This window comes from Carboxylicivirga sp. M1479 (genome assembly GCF_007097485.1).
Lineage (GTDB): Bacteria > Bacteroidota > Bacteroidia > Bacteroidales > Marinilabiliaceae > Carboxylicivirga.
In genome coordinates, this window is record NZ_VKDE01000042.1 from 1 (window position 1) to 21,066 (window position 21,066).

A 21,066-nucleotide genomic window follows, 5' to 3' on the forward strand; every position below is an offset into this window, starting at 1 on the left:
TGAAACTTAGATTTTATCTATCTGTTTATTAAAGTTAATGCAGCAGATGGAGCTTTTTGCCTAAGTTAAAAATCACGTTTGACTCCTAATTGGTTTTCTCATATTTAGGTATTCCACAAACTAACGATGTGTTTATATTTATTTTCATTTACTATACCTACCTGCTGCAGGTAGATGGAACTCGCCAAAATCAATCATACTCCTTTATGTGAAGCAATTCTCTTGGTTCGTTTTAACTACTATTTATTGAAATTACGAAGTTTAATATTAGTCAATACTTTTTTCGTAAATAATGGGAAATCGCCGTTCATCATCCAACCATAGTAAGATGGATCTTTGCTTAATACGTCTTCTACACTTTTGCCTTTGTATTTACCAAAGTTGAACACTTCCTGCCCCTTATCATTAAAGATGATGCGGCCAATAAAATCAGCATTTTTATTAAACGACGAAAAATCGTTCAGAAAGTCAACATCATTTTCAAGTTCGGTGTAACGATCAAGTTGTGATTTTAACACCTCATAAGTGGCAGTTGTATCAGCTAATGCTGAGTGAGCATTTTCTAAATCTTTATCGCAATAGAATTTGTAGGCTGCTCCCAATGTGCGCTTTTCCATCTTGTGAAAAATGGTTTGAACATCTACAAACTTGCGTTTTTTCATATCAAAATCCACATCAGCACGAATAAATTCTTCCGCTAATAGGGGTACATCAAATTTGTTAGAGTTAAACCCTGCTATATCGCAACCCTCTATTATTTTAGCAATCTTTTTACCCAACTCCTTAAAAGTGGGGGAGTCTTTAACGTCTTCGTCGTAAATGCCATGTATTTCAGAAGTTACTTTTGGGATTGGCATTTCAGGATTTACTTTGTAGCAATATGACTCTTCAGAACCATCAGGCTGAACTTTTAATAGTGCTATTTCAACTATTCGGTCTTTTGCAATGTTGATACCGGTTGTTTCTAAATCAAAAAATATAATAGGGTTTTTAAGATGAAGCTTCATATAATTTGTTTGTTTAAATGGATAAGTCAACAAAAATAGCTAAAACAGCCTTGTATCCTTACTTCTTAACATTTATTTTGTGGCAATTTCTTCGATTTTAGGAAGTACTATTAAGCGAATACGGTCGGCTATCGATTCAAACTTATTATCAGGTACAACCAATTGATGCATTTTTGTTTCAATGCTAGGATGTTCAATGTGAATTTGGTAGGTGCCTGCCGTTAGTGCCATAATAAAATCAGCAGAATCAACATTAGCTTTGTAGCTACCTATGAGATTATCCAAGGTATCGGTAATGCTCACTGTGGGACTAAATGCTGGTATTTCTATTTTTCTGTTATTTTTAATGCGAATGTCGCACCTGAGTAATGCGTGATAAGGTTTCGTTTCGTTGAAAACCACTTTATAGATGTCATACTTACCCAAGCCTTCAGGACGAATTGCCGATACGTAGGCAAAACGATTGTCTTGAACCCATGAGATATTATAATTATTGTAGGTGTCGTTTATGGGATAACCCATATTTATTGGTTGTGTCCACTCTTGATGAACAGCATCCCACTCGGCATAAAACAGGTCGTAGCCTCCCATCGATTGCTCATTATCTGAAGAGAAGTAGAGACGCTTGCCATCACTTGATAAAACAGGGAAGTTCTCATTGGATTGCTCTGAATTAACTTTTCCTGGAAGTGGCCTTGCATCGCCCCAATTGCCCGTCGGTAGTTTTATTGAATAGTATAGATCGGTAGTTCCGTTTGCTGTTTCTGATGCAAAAAAAATGGTGTCTTTGCTTTCAGTCATCCAAACACCATATTCCGCTCCTTTGGCATCAAGTGGTGCGCCAAAATTATCCATGGGGTCAAAACGGTAATTTCCATTGTATGGAGCAAAACCCATTGCTTCATCTCCATCTCTGTTATGAAAGGCAAATAGTTCACTGCCATCGGAAGCAATACCGGCCACCATTTCATCAAAAATTGAGTTTAATTGCGAGCCAATTGTTTTTCCCTTTTCAAAATCAAGTTTGTCCTTTTCACTAACGCAAATATTGTAATAATAAATGCCAGCGTAGCTGTTGTAGCGCTTGTCAGATGAATAAAATAATTCTCGCTCTTGATTTGATACGTAGGGGCTTACCTCGTTACGTGTGGTATTAATGGTAGAGCCTAAATTGATAAATGACACATCCAAGGGTTGAGCGATTAACCGTTGTGCATTACGTATGTTGCTTTTAAGCGTGGATACTGTTTTTTGCAATTCAATATTATTCCCAACTTTAGTTTCTACTTTTAAAAGTACATCATTGGCTTGTTCCATTTGATGTGCGTGAAAAAGAGCTTTGGCCTTATTAATTTGTGCTTCGTAATCGTTGGGTCGTAATATTATTAGTTGGTCAATGTATGGTAAGGCCTCTTCCCGTAGCGTATTGTCGCTTATATAGCAGTCTATTATTTTTTTTAAGAGGTCTACATTGTCTTTGTCTTTTCGCCAAACACGTATGTAATCTTTACGAGCTTTTTCGTAGTTGTAATATTTGTAATACTTGTCTGCCCTTTGCTCGTATTTCTGTCCGAAAGATACCTGAATGCAGAGCACTAACAGAAACAGGGTGTAATATTTTTTCATAGTGAGATTTGTTAACACTTTAAATAAAGCAAATTTTATGGAGTTGCCCATGTTTATTTTGATGAATCTCAGGCTAATGGGGATAAGTTGTATTAATATTATAATTGTTATAAAGGCTGAACAAACATAATAGCAACTTGTTAAGCATTAATAGAAGTATACTTAACACTATGAAAAGACGACATTTTTTAAGTTTAGTAGGCATGGGAGCCGCTGCTGCTTGTGCTCCAGGTACTAAAGGTGGCAACAAGAGTGAGTCCAATAAAAGCACCTTAAAAACCACACCTATTTCTGGTCATTTTTTTCCAGCATTGCCATATGAGTATAATGCACTTGAGCCTCATATCGACGCTGAAACCATGGAGATACATTACGATAAGCACCACCGTGGATATTTTAAGAAATTTACCGCTGCCATAGAGGGGAGTTCTCTGGAAACAACATCGATGCCTGCCATTTTTGCTGAGGTATCTAAGCATGGCATTGGTGTACGAAATAACGGAGGTGGGTATTACAACCATATGCTTTTTTGGGAAAGTTTGAGCGCTAATGGAGGCGAGCCATCGGCAAAATTATTAAGCCATATTATTAAAAATTTTAAGTCCTTAGATGGCTTTAAAGAGCAGTTTTTTAAAGCCGCAAAAACTCAATTTGGAAGTGGATGGGCTTGGCTTATTTTAGATGAACAAAAGAAATTGAAAATAGTATCAACGCCCAATCAGGATAACCCACTGATGGATATAGTTGCTGTAAGGGGTATTCCACTATTAACAATAGATGTTTGGGAGCATGCTTATTATCTAAATTATCAGAACCTAAGAGGTGATTATATCAATGCTTTTTGGAATGTTGTTAATTGGAATGTTGTTAGTAAGCGATTAGAAAAAGCATTAAAAGGTGAATGGGTAGGATAGTATAAACGACATCCTTATATTAAAAGCTCTTTTTTGATAAAAAGGGCTTTTGTATTTTTATGATTTAATATTAGCATATGAGAAAGGTTTTAATCGTTTATGCACACCCTTTAGAAGAAAAATCTAAGGTTAATCGTTCGCTTATTGAAGGGGTTCGTGAGATGGATGGTGTCACGGTCAATAATTTATACGAGAATTACCCCGATTTTTTTATCGATGTAAAGCATGAACAAGAGTTATTGCTTGCTCATGATGTTATTATTTGGCATCATCCTTTATACTGGTATAGTGCACCTGCCTTGTTGAAAGAGTGGTTTGATTTGGTGTTGGAACATGGTTTTGCCTATGGTCAGCAAGGAGATTCATTAGCTGGCAAATGGGCTTTAAATTGTGTAACCACAGGAGGTGGCGAATCGAGTTATCAAACAAGCGGGATCAATCGGTTTTCAATAGAGCAGTTTTTACTACCATATAACCAATCGGCGCATTTGTGTAAAATGCACTACCTGCCGCCATTTGTAATTCACGGTGTTCACTTGTTGGGGAAGCTCGATGTAAATGAACAGCAAGCACGTTACCGACAGTTTATTAGGCTGTTGTGTGATGAGTCGAATGATTTTCAGATGATTAATAAAGGTAATTATTAGGCAGTTTTAAAAATAGGCTGGTAATTATAAATGAATAGAACAATATATCAATAGATAAGCGATGCATTTAGATGAAGTTTTTTTCAAAATAGTAATATACTTATTGGCCGCTGTAATATCTGTTCCAATTGCTAAGAAACTAGGTTTAGGCTCAGTTTTAGGATACTTAATTGCGGGCATTGTTATTGGCCCTTTTGTTCTAGAATTGGTTGGCGACGACGGAGAGGGCGTCATGCACATTGCTGAATTTGGTGTTGTGATCATGCTTTTTATAGTTGGATTAGAGTTGCATCCAAGTATGCTGTGGCGTATGAAACGTTTGATTTTTGGTTTGGGTGGACTGCAAATTGGAATCACGGCGTTAATCTTTTCATTAATTACTGCTTTCTTCTGGCTGAATACTGCTCAATCTATCACAACGGGATTGATTTTGGCATTATCCTCTACCGCCATTGTTTTGCAAACGCTCTCAGAAAAGGGGATGCTTCAAACGAGAGGAGGGCGACATAGTTTTGCTGTGCTTTTAATGCAGGATATCTCTGTTGTACCCATTTTTGCTATAGTCGCTTTGTTGGCTAATCAAGTAATTGTTAATCCTGTTGAAGCAGGAGTGGTTGATGAGGTAGCCCAAAGTGGTTGGATACAATTGTTATTAATTATAGGTGCTGTTTCAATTATCATTGTTGGGGGGCGTTATTTAGCTCATTATGTTTTTAAATTAATAGCAGAAACAGGATTGCGTGAGTTGTTTACCGCCACCGCTCTTTTATTAGTAATAGGCATTGCTGTTTTTATGGATGCTGTTGGATTATCACCAGCTTTAGGAACCTTTTTAGCCGGTGTGGTGTTAGCAAATAGCGAATACAGGTATGAACTTGAGGATAATTTGGAGCCTTTTAAAGGATTGCTTCTCGGCGTGTTTTTTATTTCGGTAGGGGCTAGTATCAATTTCAATCTGCTTTTTAATAACTGGCAATTAATCATGGTCATACTTAGTATTGTGGTGGGGGTTAAGTTGCTAGTGCTTTATGTGCTTGGTCGTTTGTTTAAGCTCGAAAAGTCGCATAACATGTTGTTTGCGTTTAGTTTAGCGCAAGCAGGGGAGTTTGGATTCGTTTTAATTTCTTTTGCATCTCAAAGTGCCATATATGATGAGTTTACATCAGGTGTTTTACTTATAGTTGTTGCCTTATCCATGTTGATTACACCTGTTTTATTTATTGTTAATGAGCAATTAATACAACCTCGTTTTAGTAAAGGACAACAAGAACAAGCAGATGCTGTTGAGGAAAATGGACATCCTGTTATAATAGCTGGTTATGGTCGTTTGGGTCAGGTTCTGGGGCGATTTTTAAATGCCAATGGTGTTAAATTAAATATCATTGATAATAACCCGCATAATATACAGTATCTCAAAAAGTTTGGCTATAAAGTGTATTATGGTGATATGACGCGTAAGGATATGTTAGAAGCGGCTGGTGCCAATACGGCTAAAGCCATGGTTATTGCTATGAGTGAACGCCATCAGATTGATAAATTAGTTGATTTAGCGCAAAAACATTATCCTCATTTAAAGTTAATAGTTAGGGCTGAGGATGTGGCGCACGACCTAATTCTTCAAAATAAAGGGGTAACAGGCCATCGGCAAGCTATATTTGATTCTGCCATACATCTTGGTGCTGATGCTTTGCAAGCTATTGGAGTGAGTCGTCATCAGAGTTATCGTTCGGCTTTGACTTTTAAGCACCTGGATAAACGATTTATGAAGAATTTGCAACAGCGTTATAATAAAGAAGATCCGCATTTTATGTTAGAGACAAGAAAGTTCTCTGAGCATTTAGAAAATATTCTGTTGCTTCAACAAAAACAGCCTTATCGTGAAATGGATTGTGCATGGGATACGGAAGCTCTCATTGAAGAAGCTAAGTCTAATGAAAATGACAATGAAGTGAATTAAAAAGAGCTATTAACTATTTTGGTATGCTTCTTGCTAATTTCTGACCGAGAAAAAAGAAGCGTATGGAGCGAAGGGATGAAATTAAGGTTTGGAAAAGTGTAGTTATAGATCTTTTATTGATGTTTGCTATTTCCTTTTTAGGAGCTTTGCTATTATATATTACTTTAATCAATAGTTAACTATAACTACATAACAAATAAACAAAAAGGGACTCATGCGAGTCCCTTTTTGTTTATTTGTTATGAATCCAAGTTAGTTTATGCCAAATGCTCTCTAAAGGGCCGTGTTTATATTTTTTAGCCCACCAATGACAAAAGGCTGCCGTGGCAATTGTCATCACAATAGCAATGATAAAGCTATATGTGGCTCCTGTATACTGATATAGTGCTAAGCCATAGCCATAATAAAGACTAGATCCGATAATTGATTGCATAACGTAGTTGCTAAGACTCATCTTACCTAAAGGAACAAAGAACTGAAGAACTTTATTAAAACTTGCCTTTTGGAATAATAGGGTAATACCTGAAACCCAAACCAGCATCAATGCAATGTCTGACCATGGATTGAATAAGGTGGTAGCAGATCGTTCAATGGCAGCACTTTCAATCCAAATGGGTAAGGCTAATCTGATGGGGTAGCATATGGCAAAAGCTAGTGCGGATAGGATTAAAACTTTTTTCCAAAACTTATTGGTAGTTTCAGATGCAAGGAATAATTGTTTTCTACCTGCCATTAAACCGAAAATGAACATGGCGAATATGATAAAGAAGCGTCCATTTTCCCAGTTCCATAATAAAACTGCTTTTTTACCATTGGTAATATTACCAATCATTGTATCTATCATCGATCCATTTGGTATATACTCTTGCATAATACCAAAGTAGGTCCAGGAAACAGGATTGGCTATTTCCATGTTGGGTGATTGAATTGCTTTGAAAAGACCATACCATTCTAAAGGTTGGAGAAGCATGAAAATAGCAATTGCCAGTAGGGCTTTGTTGCTTAATTTAGCGATAGGGATCAATAGAAATCCGATTGCAGCATATATGGTGAGAATGTCGCCTTGGAAAAACAGTGAGTTCAACATGCCAAAGCCAAAAAGTAGCAATAAGCGCCAGGCGAATCTTCCTCTAAAATCTTTTCCTTTTAATGCTTGATTATTGGTTTGTATGAAAAATGTAAGGCCAAATAGCATGGCAAATATTGAGTAAGACTTACTGGCAAATAAGAAAAACAATGTATCCCATACGCCTTTGTCGAGTTTAACCATCCATTCGGGTAGGTGCGGTGGTAAAAAATAAAAATCGAAATGTTCAAGGTTATGCAAAAGCATGATGGCTACAATTGCAAATCCACGCAAAGCGTCAATAACATACAAGCGTTGTGTGTTTGAGTTCATAGTTGTTTAGTTTGTGTAATGATTTAGACCATAAACGTAATAAAACGAAACTACATCATCAGCATAAAAGCTTGTTTTTCCTATTGTTGATTCAAAAAAAAATAGTGGTTTAATCCACTGCTTGTACGACTTTAATCGTTTTTGTATTAGCACAAAAAAAAAAGATCGCCCAGGGGCGATCTTTTCATCTGAAAAACTACTTTGAGTATAATTCTACTCTATTTAAAATGCGGCAATAATGCCATGAAAATCTTCTGCTTTAAGAGAAGCGCCACCAATTAAACCACCATCAACATCTGGGTTGGCGAATAATTCTTTTGCATTAGATGCTTTACAGCTACCTCCATATAAAATACTTGTGTTATCAGCCACATCAGCACCATACTTGTCTGCTAATGTTTGACGTATAAAAGCATGAATTTCCTGAGCTTGCTCTGGTGATGCAGTTTTACCAGTACCAATAGCCCATACAGGCTCATATGCCAATACTATTTTACCGAAATCTTCAGCTGATAAATGGAATAGAGCTTCTTCAATTTGCTCTTTTACAACATCAAAGTACTTACCTGACTCACGTTCTTCTAAAACTTCGCCAATACAAAAGATTGGAGTTAAGCCATTGGCAAGAGTTAAATCAGTTTTCTCTTTAAGACTAGCGTTGGTTTCGCCATAATAAGCACGTCTTTCTGAGTGACCCAAAATGATGTATTGAGCACCAGTTGAGTTTACCATAGAGGCAGAAATTTCACCTGTATAAGCACCACTTACTTTATCAGCACAATTCTGAGCTGCTACACCAACTAATTCAGCATCTACCGTTTTTACAACTTCTGTAAGGTGAATAAAAGGAGCGCCAAGCACTACTTTGCAGTTTGGCTTATTTGCTTTTAAAATTTCGTTTACTTCTTTTGCTAATGTTACACCTTCTTCCAAAGTGTTGTTCATTTTCCAGTTCCCTGCAACAATGTTCTGTCTCATTGATAATAATTTTAGTTTATTTGAATTTGTATAGTAAGCCAATTACGCCACAAAGGGCCACCGCACACAGTATAAGCCATGTTTGATCCTGTGCTTTTTGAGCCTCTCTAACTGAATGTGAAAGTGGGTCAGCGAGTTCTTGAGCACTTGGTAATTGGGTTGTGTTATATTTTGCTATGATGGTACCTTGAAATATAACAACAAGGCCCGGATTCGCTCTTATAATGGTTTTTAATGTTGTGTCATCGCATAAGGCATATTCAAAAGCAGCCTGATGTTCTAGATCAAATTTAAAACATGCATCGGACAACGAGGATGTTGCCACGTAGAACGCATGATTGTTTTTATATGCCATGTCCTTAATGGCTATAAGTTCTTTAATCTGTTGTGTTGATGCGCTTTCTAACTTAGGGGCAATCATTAAAAATACGGGCCTTTCGTTATTAATTATATTCGAAGTAATATCATCTCCATCGGTTGATTCAAAGTTCAGTGCTGTAATTGGAGGTTGGTATCCTTCTCTAATAACTTTTGTTTTGCTATCGACAAACACCCAGGTGCTATCATTATACGGATAATCGTTTACTCCAAACTCTTTTTGCTCACCATCCTTTTTCATAATAAAGGTTGTTTCATACTCACCCTCATCAGCTCCCTCGGGAATGCTCATTTGAGTAAGTATGTTATTACCAATTTTGTATGGACGAAAATCAAGAACTGGCAAATAGTAAATGCTATAAACCGAAAGAATAATAATATACGAAAATCCAATTGTAGTGATGAGGTGCTGCTTAATTGGTAATAGTGAACTCTGGTAGTTTTCCTTCTTTTTATACACATAAAATGTAAATGGAAGAATGATAATATTCTTAAAAAAGGTTTCCCAATTACTAAGCTTAATCGCATCGCCAAAACAGCCACAGTCAGAAACAGGTTCAAAAATGGCTATGAAAAATGTGATAGCAGTAAAGCCAAGCATAAATAATAAAGTAGGCAAAGCCACTCGTTTTATTTTAACGCCCAATAATAGGTGGAATCCAAGGATGAATTCGACACTTGACAAAGCAATGGCTAATATAATTGATAAACCATCCATCTCATGAAGTCCAACAACTTCTAGGTATTCTTTTATTTTAATCGCACTTCCTTGCGGATCAACTGCTTTGACAAATCCTGAGAACAAAAATACGGCACCAGGCAATAGGCGACTAATAAATTTAAGCATCGTATAGTAATTTACGCGTTGTGTTCTTCTTCTGGAAATTCTAATTTAATAAGGGCAAAGATGGCATAATTAATCATGTCCATATAATTCGCATCAATTCCCTCTGAAATGATTGTCTGTCCTTGGTTATCCTCAATTTGTTTTGTTCGATGAAGCTTCATTAAAATAAGGTCAGTAAACGAACTAACTCTCATTTTGCGCCATGCCTCATCATAATCATGATTTTTATTTTCCATTAGTGCTTTGGATGCATGAATGTTATTGAGGTACATTTTTAAAGCTTCTCCATGATCCATTTCTGGTTTTTCAGCAGGCTGCAACTCCAGTTGAACAAGCGCCATAGCACAGTAGTTTACAATACCAATAAATTCGTCTCTTACACCTTCATCTACTTTTGATGTACCCTTGGTTTCGATGCTTCTAATGCGTTGGGCTTTGATAAAGATTTGATCAGTCATGCTTGATGGACGCAAAATGCGCCAAGCAGTACCATAATCTTTCATTTTCTTTTCAAAGATGTCTTTGCAAATATTTATAACGTGGTCGAATTGACTATCTGTTTTGGTCACTTGATATCTTTTTTAAATGGACGCGTAAAATTATCAAAAAATGATAAATATTACGGTATAATTATTTGGAATCTGTCAATAAAGAAGTCTCTTTGCTCTTTATTTGTTCGTGAAGCAGTCAATTATCACGAGGAAAGAAGAAAAAAGGCTTTTGGCCGAAATAGACCTACGAGCTGCTGTGATGGAATAGTCCTTGCCAGAAGGATATTCCAGTCAAAAGCCAAAACGAATATAGAGTATTATTTTTGTATATTTATACATTTTGCTGGTTGGTCTAATACTTTTTTTAAAGTAAGGTGTTTTGTTATTTTTAATAGAAGGTTTGTTTCAGAAGATGGGTTAAGTAGTTACAAAAAGCCTGTTAAAATAGATAGCGTTAGAAGTAATGATTGAAACTTAGTAGGGCTTTAATATGTTACTTTGGTATATCTGAATGAAAATATTGTATCTTCATTTATCTCATCAAGTTAATTTTTATGTCCACAGCTAGTATTCGTTATATACTATTATTTCTGTTTATTGCTTTTGCTGTTAATGCCCAATTAATTGTGGTATTGGGTCAGAGTAATGTGTGTGTAACTAAGTCTGATGGAATATTTGAAGAGATATGTTGGGTATCTAAAGCTGATACTTCTATTCGAGATGGAGAAAGTACCACCTATTATAAAAGTAAAGCTTTAGCTAAAGGGTTTTATAGGAATAATGAGCGTGTTGGTCGATGGCGGTTTTATAATTTAAATAGCATTTTAGAGTATGAATACGATTTTGATACTTCATCACTTATTCGCTTAAGTGGAAAGTCGGATCAAGAACTAGAGATTCAGTCACCTTGTTTATTTAAGGGTAGTCCTATAATTCCCTATTTATTCTTAGTAAATAGACTTGGTTATCCTCAACAAGCCATCAATAAAGATATTGAGGGGAGAGTTGTTCTGGCGCTTAAGGTTAACTCAAAAGGTGAAGTTTATGGGTTTTATATTGCTAAAAAACTACATCCAGTAATTGACCATGCTGTGTTTAATGCCGCTAAAGAGATTCCTATTACCTGGGAGTTTATTGCGTCAACCATTCAGGGTGTTCCGGTAAATAGTGAATATCAAATAGCGATAGAATTTACCTTGGAGTAGTTCTAATCATTGATTTTTCTAGAAATACACTTGTCTATGTATTTGTTTAATTCAAAAGCATTGTTTAACCGGAAGCCGATTTCCTTGGCAATAGGACTGTGTATAATTTCGGATTGTTCGCTATATTGAATGATAGTTGTTGAGCGAATTTGACTAATAGATAATAAGCGACTAAGCTCTTTTTTATTAAGGTAATCATCCAATAGAATTACTGAAGTGTTAATTGCAAGTGGTACATTTACTAAAGCCTCGAAAGCAAATAAGGGTAGAACTCTTGTATTGGAATTTATTTGAGGGATTTTTTTGTATTGTGACGAGTAAAAAATGACAGTGTTAGAATAGCGTTGATGATTTGATTGCTTGCTAATAGACGGAATGATGAAGTGAAAATCAGAACCTTTTTGTTCGATAGACGAAACCCATAGGAATCCACCTAATACGTTTGCCAAATGCTTGCAGATGCTTAAACCTAGTCCTGCACCACCAAAATCCCTCGAGTTGTCGTCATTGGCCTGTCTAAACTTATGAAATATATTAGGAATTTTCTCTTGAGGAATACCTATGCCGGTATCTGATATTATAAACTCAATAGAACTATCTGACCGATATTGATATGCAAGCGTGATATGACCTTCATACGTGAATTTTACTGCATTCTCAATCAATTGTTTGAGCACCTGTTTAACTCTTCTTTTGTCCGAGATTAGAGTTGGAAGGTGCGTAAGTCCAAGCGGTTCGCTAATGTTAAATCGAACATTCGGGTTGTTCTTTAACTGCTCCGATGCGTAAGTGCTTAAGTCGTTAATGAGTTCATGAGGATCAATCGTACCCAGTTCTATCTTTATGAGCCCAGATTCAATTTTAGAAAACTCCATTATATCATTTAGTAAGTCAAGTAACTCATTCGAACTTGCTTTAACTATGTTATGAAATTCCTTTCTTTCTTTATGGTTAACTTGCTCATCACTCATTAACTCAGTAAAACCCATAATACTATTGAGTGGGGTTCTAACTTCATGAGACATGTTGGCTAAAAAGGATGATTTTAAGCGATCCGATTCCTCAGCTCGTCGCTTTGCCTTTAGCATTTCCTGCTCAATGTATAAACGCTCAGAAACATCAGATAATAAACATAGTGTCGCTGTTTTGCTAAAGTAATCAAAGGGGATGCATTTAATTTCAACAGGTATAATAGTGTTCTTAAAGGTTTTAATATTAAATAGAGAGGGGGTGTTTTCTTGGTTCTCTGTAAAGCCTATTAAGTTAATGAGTTGAGCTTGTTCATCTACTGTGAATAGCTTGGTTATTTTACAATTGGATATTTCGTGCGATGAAGCTTTTAATAAATTAACAACGTGCTTATTAAAGTCAATAATGTTGAATTGACTGTCTACAACAATAACTGAAAAACTGGTATTGTGTAAAATACTATTGTAACTATTTTTCCATTGTTCAAACGCATTTGATTGTGAAAGTTGATCGGAATTGGATTCGACAGTCAGTGTGTGTAGGCCTTTGTCAATTAACAATGGTTTAATGTGAATTTTTAATAAGCTGTTATCGGCATTAGTAACCTGGATATCATCTGTGTTAGTGAGGTTAATTTTTTTGTAGTCAATTTTTAATTGTTGATCCCAGGTGCTTAGCTTATTATTCTCACCTATTAGCGTTTTATAGGCTTTATTTTGATGAAGTACTTGTTGCTTATTGTTAATTATGCAAGTTGCAAGTGGGACAGATTCAATTAAGGAGCTAAGTGTTGTGTTAAGGTTGTTGTTAGAATCAGTTTGCTTTGTGTTTTTTTTTCTTTTACTAAAGTGATAGTAAATCGTTATTATCCATGTAAGTGCAAGTATTGTTGTTAATACAACTAACCACCACTCTGTACTGAAAGAGTTTTCACTCCATGTGTTTGCAAATATATTGGTTGATATTATCAGGAAAAAAACCATGATAAAACCACGTGTGATTTTTGTTGCTTGCATTAATACATCTCCTTCATCTGACCTTAAAAACCTGGACAAAATTATTTTTTTTCTGCTTTACTCATTAATTATATGATTAAAAAAACATTAATTTATTTTCTAAATCTTAAAAACTTATAATTATGCATTTATTAGAATAATGTTACAGCTGATAAACGCGAACTTTATTAACTTTGTGTTTTGATAAAAATACAAGGATCTTAAAGTTACGAAAATGATAATTGAAAGTCAGATAAAAACTTCGGTTGCCAAAGCTGTAAAAGAATTATACGGAGCAGAAATAACTCCTGAATCAGTTCAACTACAATTAACACGCAAAGACATGCGTGGAGATTACACCGTGGTTGTGTTTCCTTTATTAAAGGCATCTAAAAAAAATCCTGTGGAAACGGGTGGCGATTTAGGGTCATTTATTCAAAATGATTGTTCTGATGTGGCAGGCTTTGAAGTAATCAAAGGCTTTTTGAATTTACAACTTTCAACTTCGTTTTGGCTAGGTGTTTTAAATGCGAATGCTCATAACGAGGCTATTGGTATTAAAGAGTCTGATGAAAATTCGCCTTTGGTTATGATTGAGTACTCATCGCCTAACACTAATAAACCCTTGCATTTAGGTCATATCCGTAATAATTTATTGGGCTACTCATTATCCAGAATTGTTTCAGCCAACGGAAATAGGGTTGTAAAAACCAATATCGTAAATGACCGCGGAATTCATATCTGCAAGTCTATGCTCGCCTGGAAGAAGTGGGGAGAGGGACAAACTCCTGAGTCGACAGGATTGAAAGGCGATCACCTTGTAGGTAATTATTACGTACGTTTTGATCAGGAGTTTAAAAAGGAGCAGGCAGCATTAATTGAGTCAGGTCTTTCTAAGGATGAAGCTGAGGCAAAATCACCTTTGATGAAAGAGGCTCGTGAGATGTTGCTGAGTTGGGAGGCACATGATCCTGAGGTTTATGCATTGTGGGAGCAAATGAATAAGTGGGTTTATAGTGGATTTGATGTGACCTACAAAAAAATGGGAGTTGATTTTGACAAGATATATTACGAGTCTGACACCTATAAGGTTGGTCGTGATATGGTGTTGGAAGGATTAGATAAAAAAGTTTTTTATCGTCGTGAGGATAATAGTGTATGGGCTGATTTGCAAAATGACGGATTGGACGAGAAGCTATTATTGAGGACTGATGGAACCAGTGTTTATATGACACAGGATGTTGGAACGGCCAAGTTGCGTTACGATGATTATGCCATTGATAAAATGGTTTATGTTGTTGGTAATGAGCAAAATTATCACTTTAAAGTATTGGCTATTCTACTCGATAAACTTGGTTTAGAGTGGGGTAAAGATTTGGTTCATTTTAGTTACGGTATGGTTGAATTACCAGAGGGAAAAATGAAGTCGCGTGAGGGTACTGTTGTTGATGCTGATGACTTAATGGTGGATATGATTGACACTGCACGAGAAATGTCAAAAGGCTTGGGTAAGCTTGACGGATACTCTGAAGAGGAGGCTGAAAAAGTTTATGAAACCATTGCTTTGGGTGCTTTAAAGTACTTTATTCTTAAGGTTGATCCGCGTAAAAACATGACTTTTGATCCGAAAGAATCAATTGATTTTAATGGCAATACGGGTCCATTTATTCAATATACATATGCGCGTATTCAATCGATATATCGTAAGGCTGAGGCTAAGGGGATTGCGATTCCAAAAGCAGCTAATTTAAATGTCGAAATGAGCGACAAAGAGGTGCAACTAATGAGTATGATTTCTAACTTTACAGCTGTTGTTGAAGAAGCTGGAAAGGTGTATAGTCCTGCTATTATTGCAAATTATGTATATGATTTAGCCAAAGAATTTAATCAGTTTTATCACGAGTCTCCAATTGCTGTGGAAGAAGATGAAGATAAGAGAGCTATGCGATTGTTGATTTGTAAAGCAGTAGGGCAAGTAATTAAAAATGGCATGTGGATGATGGGTGTTGATGTTCCAGAAAGAATGTAAAAAATTATAAGTGTGATTTAAGGCCTGCATTATTGCAGGCTTTTTATATATAAACAGCCTTAGATTAGTGTTAAGACTAATCGTTTAAGGAATATTCGATATATTTGATACTGCAAGTTCCCATGAATTGCAATAAATATGTTAAAATTGCGTTGGGGTCTCAGACGGTTATAACACTCAAACAAAAAAAGAATGATGAAATCAATTGTACTATTTACTGCAGTTTTACTCTCGTTAGTATCTGTAAATATGTTCGCTCAGGGGGATTTAACTGCGAGATTTGATTCTTTAAGCTTAAATGCTCAATACGATTATGTAATTAATAAATCTGAAACCTTTGAACGTTATAAAGTTATAAAGATATCTACGGTTAATTTATTAAAGAAGAGTTCATTAGATAGTATTGCAATATATAAAGATGAACTTAAGGTACGTAATAATGAAATTACTGGCCTTAATAAAACTGTGCTTGAAAAAGATCAAAAAATTAGTGAGTTATCTGCAAAATTAACGGCAGTGACCAATACTAAAGATAGTATGACCTTTTTAGGCGCCGAAATTTCGAAAGGAGCTTATAATTCTATTGTTTGGGGAATCATATTTGTTTTGTTGATTTTAGTACTCGTTCTGTTTTTGATGTTTAAGCGTAGCCATTCAATTACTAGTGAAACTAAAAAACGCTTGAATGAAGTGGAGGAAGAATACGAGAACCATAGAAAATCGGCACTTAAAAGAGAGCAGAAACTAGCAAGAGAGTTAATGGATGAGAAACTAAAGCATAAGTTTTAATCCAACGATATAATCAAAAAAAGAGGCTTGAGTGTTAAACCCAAGCCTCTTTTTTTGATTATATCTTCAAGTTGTTTTACTCGGCGGTCAATTGATCCTCAATCATCCTGTTGTTATATTGTTGAATAATGCCTTTAGCAAGGTTTAAGTTATCATTAAGTAGCTGCAGGCTATCTTTAATATTGTTTTTTAGCCAAGGATCATTCTCAATATCATAGGCACTAATTATTGCCTCTCCATCGTAATGAATTACCTGTTTATTGTTAATGAATTGATAACTGCTATTCGTGTAGTTCATAACAAATCGATTCGATTCCTCGTCCAATAAGTTGTTACCAAAACTTACGTAGTCACTTTTATCGTAACCAATATAGCTAAGTGCAGTTGGCATAATATCTACTTGCTGCGCATAATTAGTGTCAATGCCAACCAAGCTGCTGTCTCCAGGGCTGAACATGATTAATGGTATTTGAAATTTATTTACACTTGTGCTGGAGAACTCATAATGTGGTCTGGTGCTATGATCAGCTGTGATAATGAAAAGTGTGTTTTCATACCAAGGCATTGATTTAGCTTTATTAAAGAATTGACGCAATGCATTATCGGTATATCCTGTGCATTGATGAATGGGTAATGTTCCTTTGGGAAACTGATCCTTGTATTTTTCTGGTACCTTAAAAGGGTGGTGCGATGACAGTGAAAACAAAGATGTCATAAATGGTTCTTTCATTTTGTTCATTTCATCGGCAAAAAACTGGAAGAATGGCTCGTCCCAAATACCCCACATGCCATCAAACTCCTTTTTGTTATTGAACTCTTTCATACCAACATACTTGTCAAATTTGGCAACATTGGCAAAGGCATCAAACCCCATTGACCCATTGGGTGCACCATGAAAAAATGCAGAATAATACCCATCTTTTTTTAAAAGAGCCGGCATAGCATCTATTTGATTGGATGAATATTCAGAAACTATATAGGGTAGTACCAAGGCTGGTATGCTTGCTAAAACTGAGGGCATCGCATCAATTGACTTTTGCCCATTAGCAAAAGTATTTGTGAATATGCGTGAGTGTTGGGCAAGAGAATCGAGGAAAGGTGTATAGCCTTTGTAATTTCCATTCTCAAGGTGTGTATTGAATGAGCCCAGGAATTCTCGATTAAAACTCTCTAGAATAAAAACCACAATGTTCTTTTTATTCTTATTCTGAGATTCTTTAACGACAACTACCGGATCATATATTTTTTTTAATTCCTCTTCACTCTTAAAATAGTTATAAGCAGTAAAATTCTTCTTATTCCAGGTTCTGATAACACAAAAAGGAGTATTGAGTACGAGTGCCATTTCATCAGGTGTATTAACATACTTTCCGGCATTAGCCATGTTGATAGGTCGCGTTGAATGGCGGTATCCGCCTCGCATGCCAATTATTGAAAAGCCTGAAAATAAAACTAATGCCAACACTGAAATGGCAGGGTAGTACCACCTGTTCGAAAATTTAAACTTTTTGGGTTCGAACAAAGAGTATAGCTTACTGAGCAAATAAATAGATGCAATAAAAATGATGGCAACATACCAATAGTCAATTAAGAACTGCCCCCATAATTTGGCCATGTTGGTTTCATTCTCAAGTATGTTTAATACATTATAAGTTGTACGTTTTAGTATGAAACGGTAATAGATGAGGTCGATGCTGTTTAATGCAAGGCCTATGCCATTAAAAGTTAAAAAGGTTACCTTCAGTATTTTTTGATAAGTTTTATTAAACTTAAATGGTAAGGGTAGCAGATATAAGATGGCATACAAGCCATTGAGGTACAACAAGGCGCTAAGATCAAATTTTAAACCACCTTTTAGAATGGTTAGAAAGGAAATCGGAGTAATGTTTGGAAAAAACGATGCATTAAAAGCGTAGAACAATATGCGAAAGGCACTATAGAATAGCATTATTAATAGTAGTCTGTAAAGTAAGACTATATATTCATTTTGCTCAGAAGCAGATTTATTAAAAAAACTCATAATTTATAGTTGTGCAAATTTGGCACAAAGTTAACAATGAGTTTAAGTTTTAAATGGTTTTTGTTATTAAGAATCGTTAATAGCTTTTGTTAATCAGCATTGAGCCATTTAATAGCAGCTTCTTTAGTTGAGAATTGTTCGCGTTTTATCTTTGAATTTTCGGGTAACCAAGAGAATAACATAGTATAGGCGGTAATTTTTGGGTCTACTACACAAAATGCTGTTTTAACAGATTTGCACTGCAAAGTTTTTTCTTCTGCCTTTTTTGAAAGAACATTAATTTCATCCAAGCGTAAGTCAAGTTGCGCATTCCTTAAATCATAAAATACCTTTAGCTCTTCAGGTAATGTGTCGAGACTTCCTATTTCATCTAAAAAATCATATAAGTCGTAGATGGTTGCTGCCCCTTCAATCGAAACGTGCAGTATATTATTGATAAAGGCATACGAAGTCATGTGTTGCTTTTTTGTATTGCTTATTGTTGACTTATCCATTGCTTAAATTCTTTAGAGGTCAGTGCGCTTTGAATAATGTTAACCAATGTTTGGTTGGGTAAATCTTTAAGAAATATTTCCACCTCTTCAGAAGATACACTTGCTTGGTTTAAAATGGACTTTAGTCGTTTAACTGAAGCACCAGTTAATTCATCTTTAAATGGGGTCCACAAAAAGTCTAAGTTGTTGATTTGGTTGCTGCTATCATTCTTATCAAGTGTTTCTATTGTAATTTGATATTGACTGATAATGGTGGATAGTGTAGCCTTGCACTCATTTAATATGGGGTTGCTTGCACCTGATTCATCTCTTAATGTCCAACTACTGTAGTTGTAATCAATTTTTTCAATGGCAGAAACTTGTTCTGAATTAGCACCAAAACAAGTGCTAACAAGTAATATGGTTGATTTTTTCCACGATGCTAGATTAAAATCTCGTTCATCAACAAGTGCTAGTTGATTCTGTAGTAGTTTTAAGTAAGGTGCATCGTTTGTTGTCATTGTCAAATAAAGGTTTGATATTGAGTCTCTAATTTAAAAATTAAACTTATGAAGTATTTAATAGTTGCCTTGTTTTTGATGACAGTACCATTATTGGGGGTGACGGCCCAAAAAACAGAGACGAGAGAAAATGACAAGCTAATGGTTGTATGGAGTAGTGGTGATAGAGATGTTGCTTTGAAAGTCTGTTTTATGTACACCAATGCTGCGAAACGAAATGATTGGTTTGACGTAGTTCACCTGATTGTATGGGGGCCATCAGCCAAATTATTAACTGAAGATAAGGAACTGCAGGAGAAATTGAAGATGATGCAAGATAATGGCGTTGTAGTTGAAGCCTGTATTAGTTGTGCAAATATGTACGGTGTGGCTGATAAATTGAAAAAACTGGATATTGATGTTAAAGGCATGGGAACACCTTTAACCGAACGACTTAAAGCTGATTGGAAGCAATTAAATTTTTAAAATGACTTTTATAAGTTAGCGTACTTTAAGGTATTGAAACAACAAGAGGAAGTAGTTAGACTATTTCCTCTTGTTGTTTTATGCTTATACAAGTATTATTTTATTTGCTTTGCATTGCTCGCGCATGTCTGCAGGCCAAATGCTCGATTGTATTTCGCCAATGTGCGCTTTTCGTAAAAAGAACATGCATAACCTTGATTGGCCAATGCCTCCACCAATAGATAATGGTAGTTCGTTGTTTAGCAGTCGTTTATGAAACATTAATTCTTTGCGTTCGCTACAGTTTTCTATTTCAAGTTGCTTGCTAAGCACTTCTGGACTTACCCGAATTCCCATTGATGATAATTCAAAAGAACGTTCCAGTATAGGGTTCCACACTAAAATATCACCATTAAGTCCTTTTTGGTCTTTACTGGTAGGAGTGCTCCAGTCATCATAGTCAGGTGCTCGTCCATCGTGTTTTTCACCATGTGATAGTGTCGATCCTATGCCAATAACAAACACTGCTCCATATTCTTTAGCAATAGCATCTTCACGTTCTTTAGGTGTGAGATCTGGATATTTATCAAGTAGTTCTTGTGCGTGAATAAAGGTAATATCCTCTGGTAAAATTGGTTTAATATGAGGATAACGTTCGAACACAATAAATTCGGTTCTTTTCATTACCTCATAAATCTTCTTTACGATGTACTTAAGGTAATTAATTGTGTATTCACTTGGGGTAATGTGACGCTCCCAGTCCCATTGATCCACATATAAAGAATGGATGTTACTTAATTCTTCGTCGGGACGGATTGCATTCATGTCAGTGTATAAGCCAAAACCTTGTTCTATCTCATAATCAGCTAACATCATGCGTTTCCACTTAGCTAAGGAGTGGACTACTTCTGCTTGTTGATCGTTAAATTCTTTCACAGGAAATGCCACCGGACGTTCTGTACCGTTTAAATCATCATTGATTCCTGTACCTTTCATTACGAATAACGGTGCTGTAACACGTCTTAGACGAAGCTCAGCAGATAATGCTGTTTGAAAATGATCTTTAACTGTTTTAATCGCATGTTCCGTCTGCTTTAGGTTTAGCAGTGGTTCGTAGTTTTGAGGGATGAATAATTTCGCCATTTCTTAGATTTAATTAATGATTTATAAGTCAAAGGTAGGATAAAACTATTAAAACGAAAGTAAAAGTATCTTTAAATGACAAAAGTCATTAAGTTTGGATTGTTTGTGTGAGAAATGCTAAGTTTGAGATTTGAGATGAGTTGTCCATAAAAACAGAGGGAATTACTGATTCAATTGACAGAATTATTTTTGTTGCCGGAGTTTGGGAGAAATGAAATAATCGAAAAAATGAAT

The 21,066-nt window shown here is 35.6% G+C and carries 18 protein-coding genes; 7 read left to right on the forward strand and 11 right to left on the reverse strand.

Annotated features, from left to right (window positions below; all coding sequences use genetic code 11):
- Nucleotides 1-239: 239 nt before the first annotated feature.
- Nucleotides 240-1,007, reverse strand: coding sequence for a 3'-5' exonuclease (locus tag FNN09_RS19390; protein ID WP_143304147.1), 768 nt, complete (start codon nucleotides 1,005-1,007; stop codon nucleotides 240-242).
- Between the two features lie 72 nt (nucleotides 1,008-1,079).
- On the reverse strand, nucleotides 1,080-2,633 hold the full coding sequence (locus FNN09_RS19395) for a PD40 domain-containing protein (RefSeq protein WP_185969074.1): 1,554 nt from the start codon (nucleotides 2,631-2,633) through the stop codon (nucleotides 1,080-1,082).
- 170 nt (nucleotides 2,634-2,803) lie between these two features.
- On the opposite strand from FNN09_RS19395, the gene FNN09_RS19400 reads away from it, so the two are divergent.
- From FNN09_RS19400 to FNN09_RS19410, 3 genes are all read left to right on the forward strand, one after another.
- A complete protein-coding gene (locus FNN09_RS19400) occupies nucleotides 2,804-3,547 on the forward strand; it encodes a superoxide dismutase (RefSeq protein ID WP_143304149.1) in 744 nt (247 codons plus the stop codon).
- 77 nt (nucleotides 3,548-3,624) lie between these two features.
- On the forward strand, nucleotides 3,625-4,194 hold the full coding sequence (locus FNN09_RS19405) for an NAD(P)H-dependent oxidoreductase (protein ID WP_143304150.1): 570 nt from the start codon (nucleotides 3,625-3,627) through the stop codon (nucleotides 4,192-4,194).
- 61 nt (nucleotides 4,195-4,255) lie between these two features.
- Nucleotides 4,256-6,151 carry a monovalent cation:proton antiporter-2 (CPA2) family protein gene (locus FNN09_RS19410; protein ID WP_143304151.1) on the forward strand — a complete coding sequence of 632 codons (1,896 nt, stop codon included), beginning with the start codon at nucleotides 4,256-4,258 and terminating at the stop codon, nucleotides 6,149-6,151.
- A 232-nt stretch (nucleotides 6,152-6,383) separates the two neighbouring features.
- On the opposite strand, the gene FNN09_RS19415 is transcribed toward FNN09_RS19410, so the two are convergent.
- From FNN09_RS19415 to FNN09_RS19430, 4 genes are all read right to left on the reverse strand, one after another.
- Nucleotides 6,384-7,550 carry a DUF418 domain-containing protein gene (locus FNN09_RS19415; RefSeq protein ID WP_143304152.1) on the reverse strand — a complete coding sequence of 389 codons (1,167 nt, stop codon included), beginning with the start codon at nucleotides 7,548-7,550 and terminating at the stop codon, nucleotides 6,384-6,386.
- Nucleotides 7,551-7,772: 222 nt separating this feature from the next.
- A complete protein-coding gene (gene tpiA / locus FNN09_RS19420) occupies nucleotides 7,773-8,528 on the reverse strand; it encodes a triose-phosphate isomerase (protein ID WP_143304153.1) in 756 nt (251 codons plus the stop codon).
- Nucleotides 8,529-8,544: 16 nt separating this feature from the next.
- Entirely contained in the window at nucleotides 8,545-9,753 is a 1,209-nt protein-coding gene (locus FNN09_RS19425; RefSeq protein WP_143304154.1) for a BT_3928 family protein, read from the reverse strand.
- Nucleotides 9,754-9,764: 11 nt separating this feature from the next.
- Nucleotides 9,765-10,322, reverse strand: a complete 558-nt coding sequence (locus tag FNN09_RS19430) for a DUF1599 domain-containing protein (protein WP_255434196.1) — start codon at nucleotides 10,320-10,322, stop codon at nucleotides 9,765-9,767.
- Nucleotides 10,323-10,798: 476 nt separating this feature from the next.
- Here FNN09_RS19430 and FNN09_RS19435 point away from each other — a divergent pair, with 476 nt between their 5' ends.
- Nucleotides 10,799-11,449, forward strand: coding sequence for a TonB family protein (locus tag FNN09_RS19435; protein ID WP_143304155.1), 651 nt, complete (start codon nucleotides 10,799-10,801; stop codon nucleotides 11,447-11,449).
- A gap of 2 nt (nucleotides 11,450-11,451) precedes the next feature.
- On the opposite strand, the gene FNN09_RS19440 is transcribed toward FNN09_RS19435, so the two are convergent.
- Complete coding sequence (locus tag FNN09_RS19440) at nucleotides 11,452-13,473, reverse strand: PAS domain-containing hybrid sensor histidine kinase/response regulator (RefSeq protein ID WP_185969075.1); 2,022 nt, start codon at nucleotides 13,471-13,473, stop codon at nucleotides 11,452-11,454.
- A 175-nt stretch (nucleotides 13,474-13,648) separates the two neighbouring features.
- Here FNN09_RS19440 and argS point away from each other — a divergent pair, with 175 nt between their 5' ends.
- Both argS and FNN09_RS19450 read left to right on the forward strand, forming a co-directional pair.
- Entirely contained in the window at nucleotides 13,649-15,442 is a 1,794-nt protein-coding gene (gene argS, locus FNN09_RS19445) for an arginine--tRNA ligase (RefSeq protein ID WP_143304157.1), read from the forward strand.
- A 192-nt stretch (nucleotides 15,443-15,634) separates the two neighbouring features.
- The gene (locus FNN09_RS19450; RefSeq protein WP_143304158.1) at nucleotides 15,635-16,231 is read left to right on the forward strand and encodes a tRNA (guanine-N1)-methyltransferase; all 597 of its coding nucleotides are present in this window, start codon (nucleotides 15,635-15,637) and stop codon (nucleotides 16,229-16,231) included.
- A 76-nt stretch (nucleotides 16,232-16,307) separates the two neighbouring features.
- Here FNN09_RS19450 and FNN09_RS19455 read toward each other — a convergent pair whose 3' ends face one another.
- The 3 genes from FNN09_RS19455 to FNN09_RS19465 form a co-directional block, all read right to left on the reverse strand.
- Complete coding sequence (locus tag FNN09_RS19455) at nucleotides 16,308-18,251, reverse strand: LTA synthase family protein (protein WP_143304159.1); 1,944 nt, start codon at nucleotides 18,249-18,251, stop codon at nucleotides 16,308-16,310.
- Between the two features lie 89 nt (nucleotides 18,252-18,340).
- Nucleotides 18,341-18,745: a hypothetical protein gene (locus tag FNN09_RS19460; RefSeq protein ID WP_143304160.1), complete on the reverse strand. Its 405-nt coding sequence runs from the start codon at nucleotides 18,743-18,745 to the stop codon at nucleotides 18,341-18,343.
- A complete protein-coding gene (locus FNN09_RS19465; protein WP_143304161.1) occupies nucleotides 18,727-19,245 on the reverse strand; it encodes a hypothetical protein in 519 nt (172 codons plus the stop codon). The genes FNN09_RS19460 and FNN09_RS19465 overlap by 19 nt, the downstream gene beginning before the upstream one ends.
- 48 nt (nucleotides 19,246-19,293) lie before the next feature.
- Between FNN09_RS19465 and FNN09_RS19470 the strand changes: the two genes are divergently transcribed.
- Nucleotides 19,294-19,710, forward strand: a complete 417-nt coding sequence (locus tag FNN09_RS19470; RefSeq protein ID WP_255434197.1) for a DsrE family protein — start codon at nucleotides 19,294-19,296, stop codon at nucleotides 19,708-19,710.
- A gap of 84 nt (nucleotides 19,711-19,794) precedes the next feature.
- Here FNN09_RS19470 and asnA read toward each other — a convergent pair whose 3' ends face one another.
- Nucleotides 19,795-20,832, reverse strand: a complete 1,038-nt coding sequence (asnA, locus tag FNN09_RS19475) for an aspartate--ammonia ligase (protein WP_143304162.1) — start codon at nucleotides 20,830-20,832, stop codon at nucleotides 19,795-19,797.
- Nucleotides 20,833-21,066: the final 234 nt, after the last annotated feature.

Excerpts from the sequence above, each read along its gene's own strand:
- FNN09_RS19405 (WP_143304150.1), top strand. The coding sequence starts at position 3,625 with ATGAGAAAGGTTTTAATCGTTTATGCACACCCTTTAGAAGAAAAATCT.
- FNN09_RS19415 (WP_143304152.1), bottom strand. The coding sequence starts at position 7,550 with ATGAACTCAAACACACAACGCTTGTATGTTATTGACGCTTTGCGTGGA.
- FNN09_RS19410 (WP_143304151.1), top strand. The coding sequence starts at position 4,256 with ATGCATTTAGATGAAGTTTTTTTCAAAATAGTAATATACTTATTGGCC.
- argS (WP_143304157.1), top strand. The coding sequence starts at position 13,649 with ATGATAATTGAAAGTCAGATAAAAACTTCGGTTGCCAAAGCTGTAAAA.
- FNN09_RS19450 (WP_143304158.1), top strand. The coding sequence starts at position 15,635 with ATGATGAAATCAATTGTACTATTTACTGCAGTTTTACTCTCGTTAGTA.
- FNN09_RS19425 (WP_143304154.1), bottom strand. The coding sequence starts at position 9,753 with ATGCTTAAATTTATTAGTCGCCTATTGCCTGGTGCCGTATTTTTGTTC.
- FNN09_RS19455 (WP_143304159.1), bottom strand. The coding sequence starts at position 18,251 with ATGAGTTTTTTTAATAAATCTGCTTCTGAGCAAAATGAATATATAGTC.
- FNN09_RS19465 (WP_143304161.1), bottom strand. The coding sequence starts at position 19,245 with ATGACAACAAACGATGCACCTTACTTAAAACTACTACAGAATCAACTA.
- FNN09_RS19435 (WP_143304155.1), top strand. The coding sequence starts at position 10,799 with ATGTCCACAGCTAGTATTCGTTATATACTATTATTTCTGTTTATTGCT.
- tpiA (WP_143304153.1), bottom strand. The coding sequence starts at position 8,528 with ATGAGACAGAACATTGTTGCAGGGAACTGGAAAATGAACAACACTTTG.
- asnA (WP_143304162.1), bottom strand. The coding sequence starts at position 20,832 with ATGGCGAAATTATTCATCCCTCAAAACTACGAACCACTGCTAAACCTA.
- FNN09_RS19470 (WP_255434197.1), top strand. The coding sequence starts at position 19,294 with ATGAAGTATTTAATAGTTGCCTTGTTTTTGATGACAGTACCATTATTG.
- FNN09_RS19395 (WP_185969074.1), bottom strand. The coding sequence starts at position 2,633 with ATGAAAAAATATTACACCCTGTTTCTGTTAGTGCTCTGCATTCAGGTA.
- FNN09_RS19460 (WP_143304160.1), bottom strand. The coding sequence starts at position 18,745 with ATGGATAAGTCAACAATAAGCAATACAAAAAAGCAACACATGACTTCG.
- FNN09_RS19400 (WP_143304149.1), top strand. The coding sequence starts at position 2,804 with ATGAAAAGACGACATTTTTTAAGTTTAGTAGGCATGGGAGCCGCTGCT.
- FNN09_RS19390 (WP_143304147.1), bottom strand. The coding sequence starts at position 1,007 with ATGAAGCTTCATCTTAAAAACCCTATTATATTTTTTGATTTAGAAACA.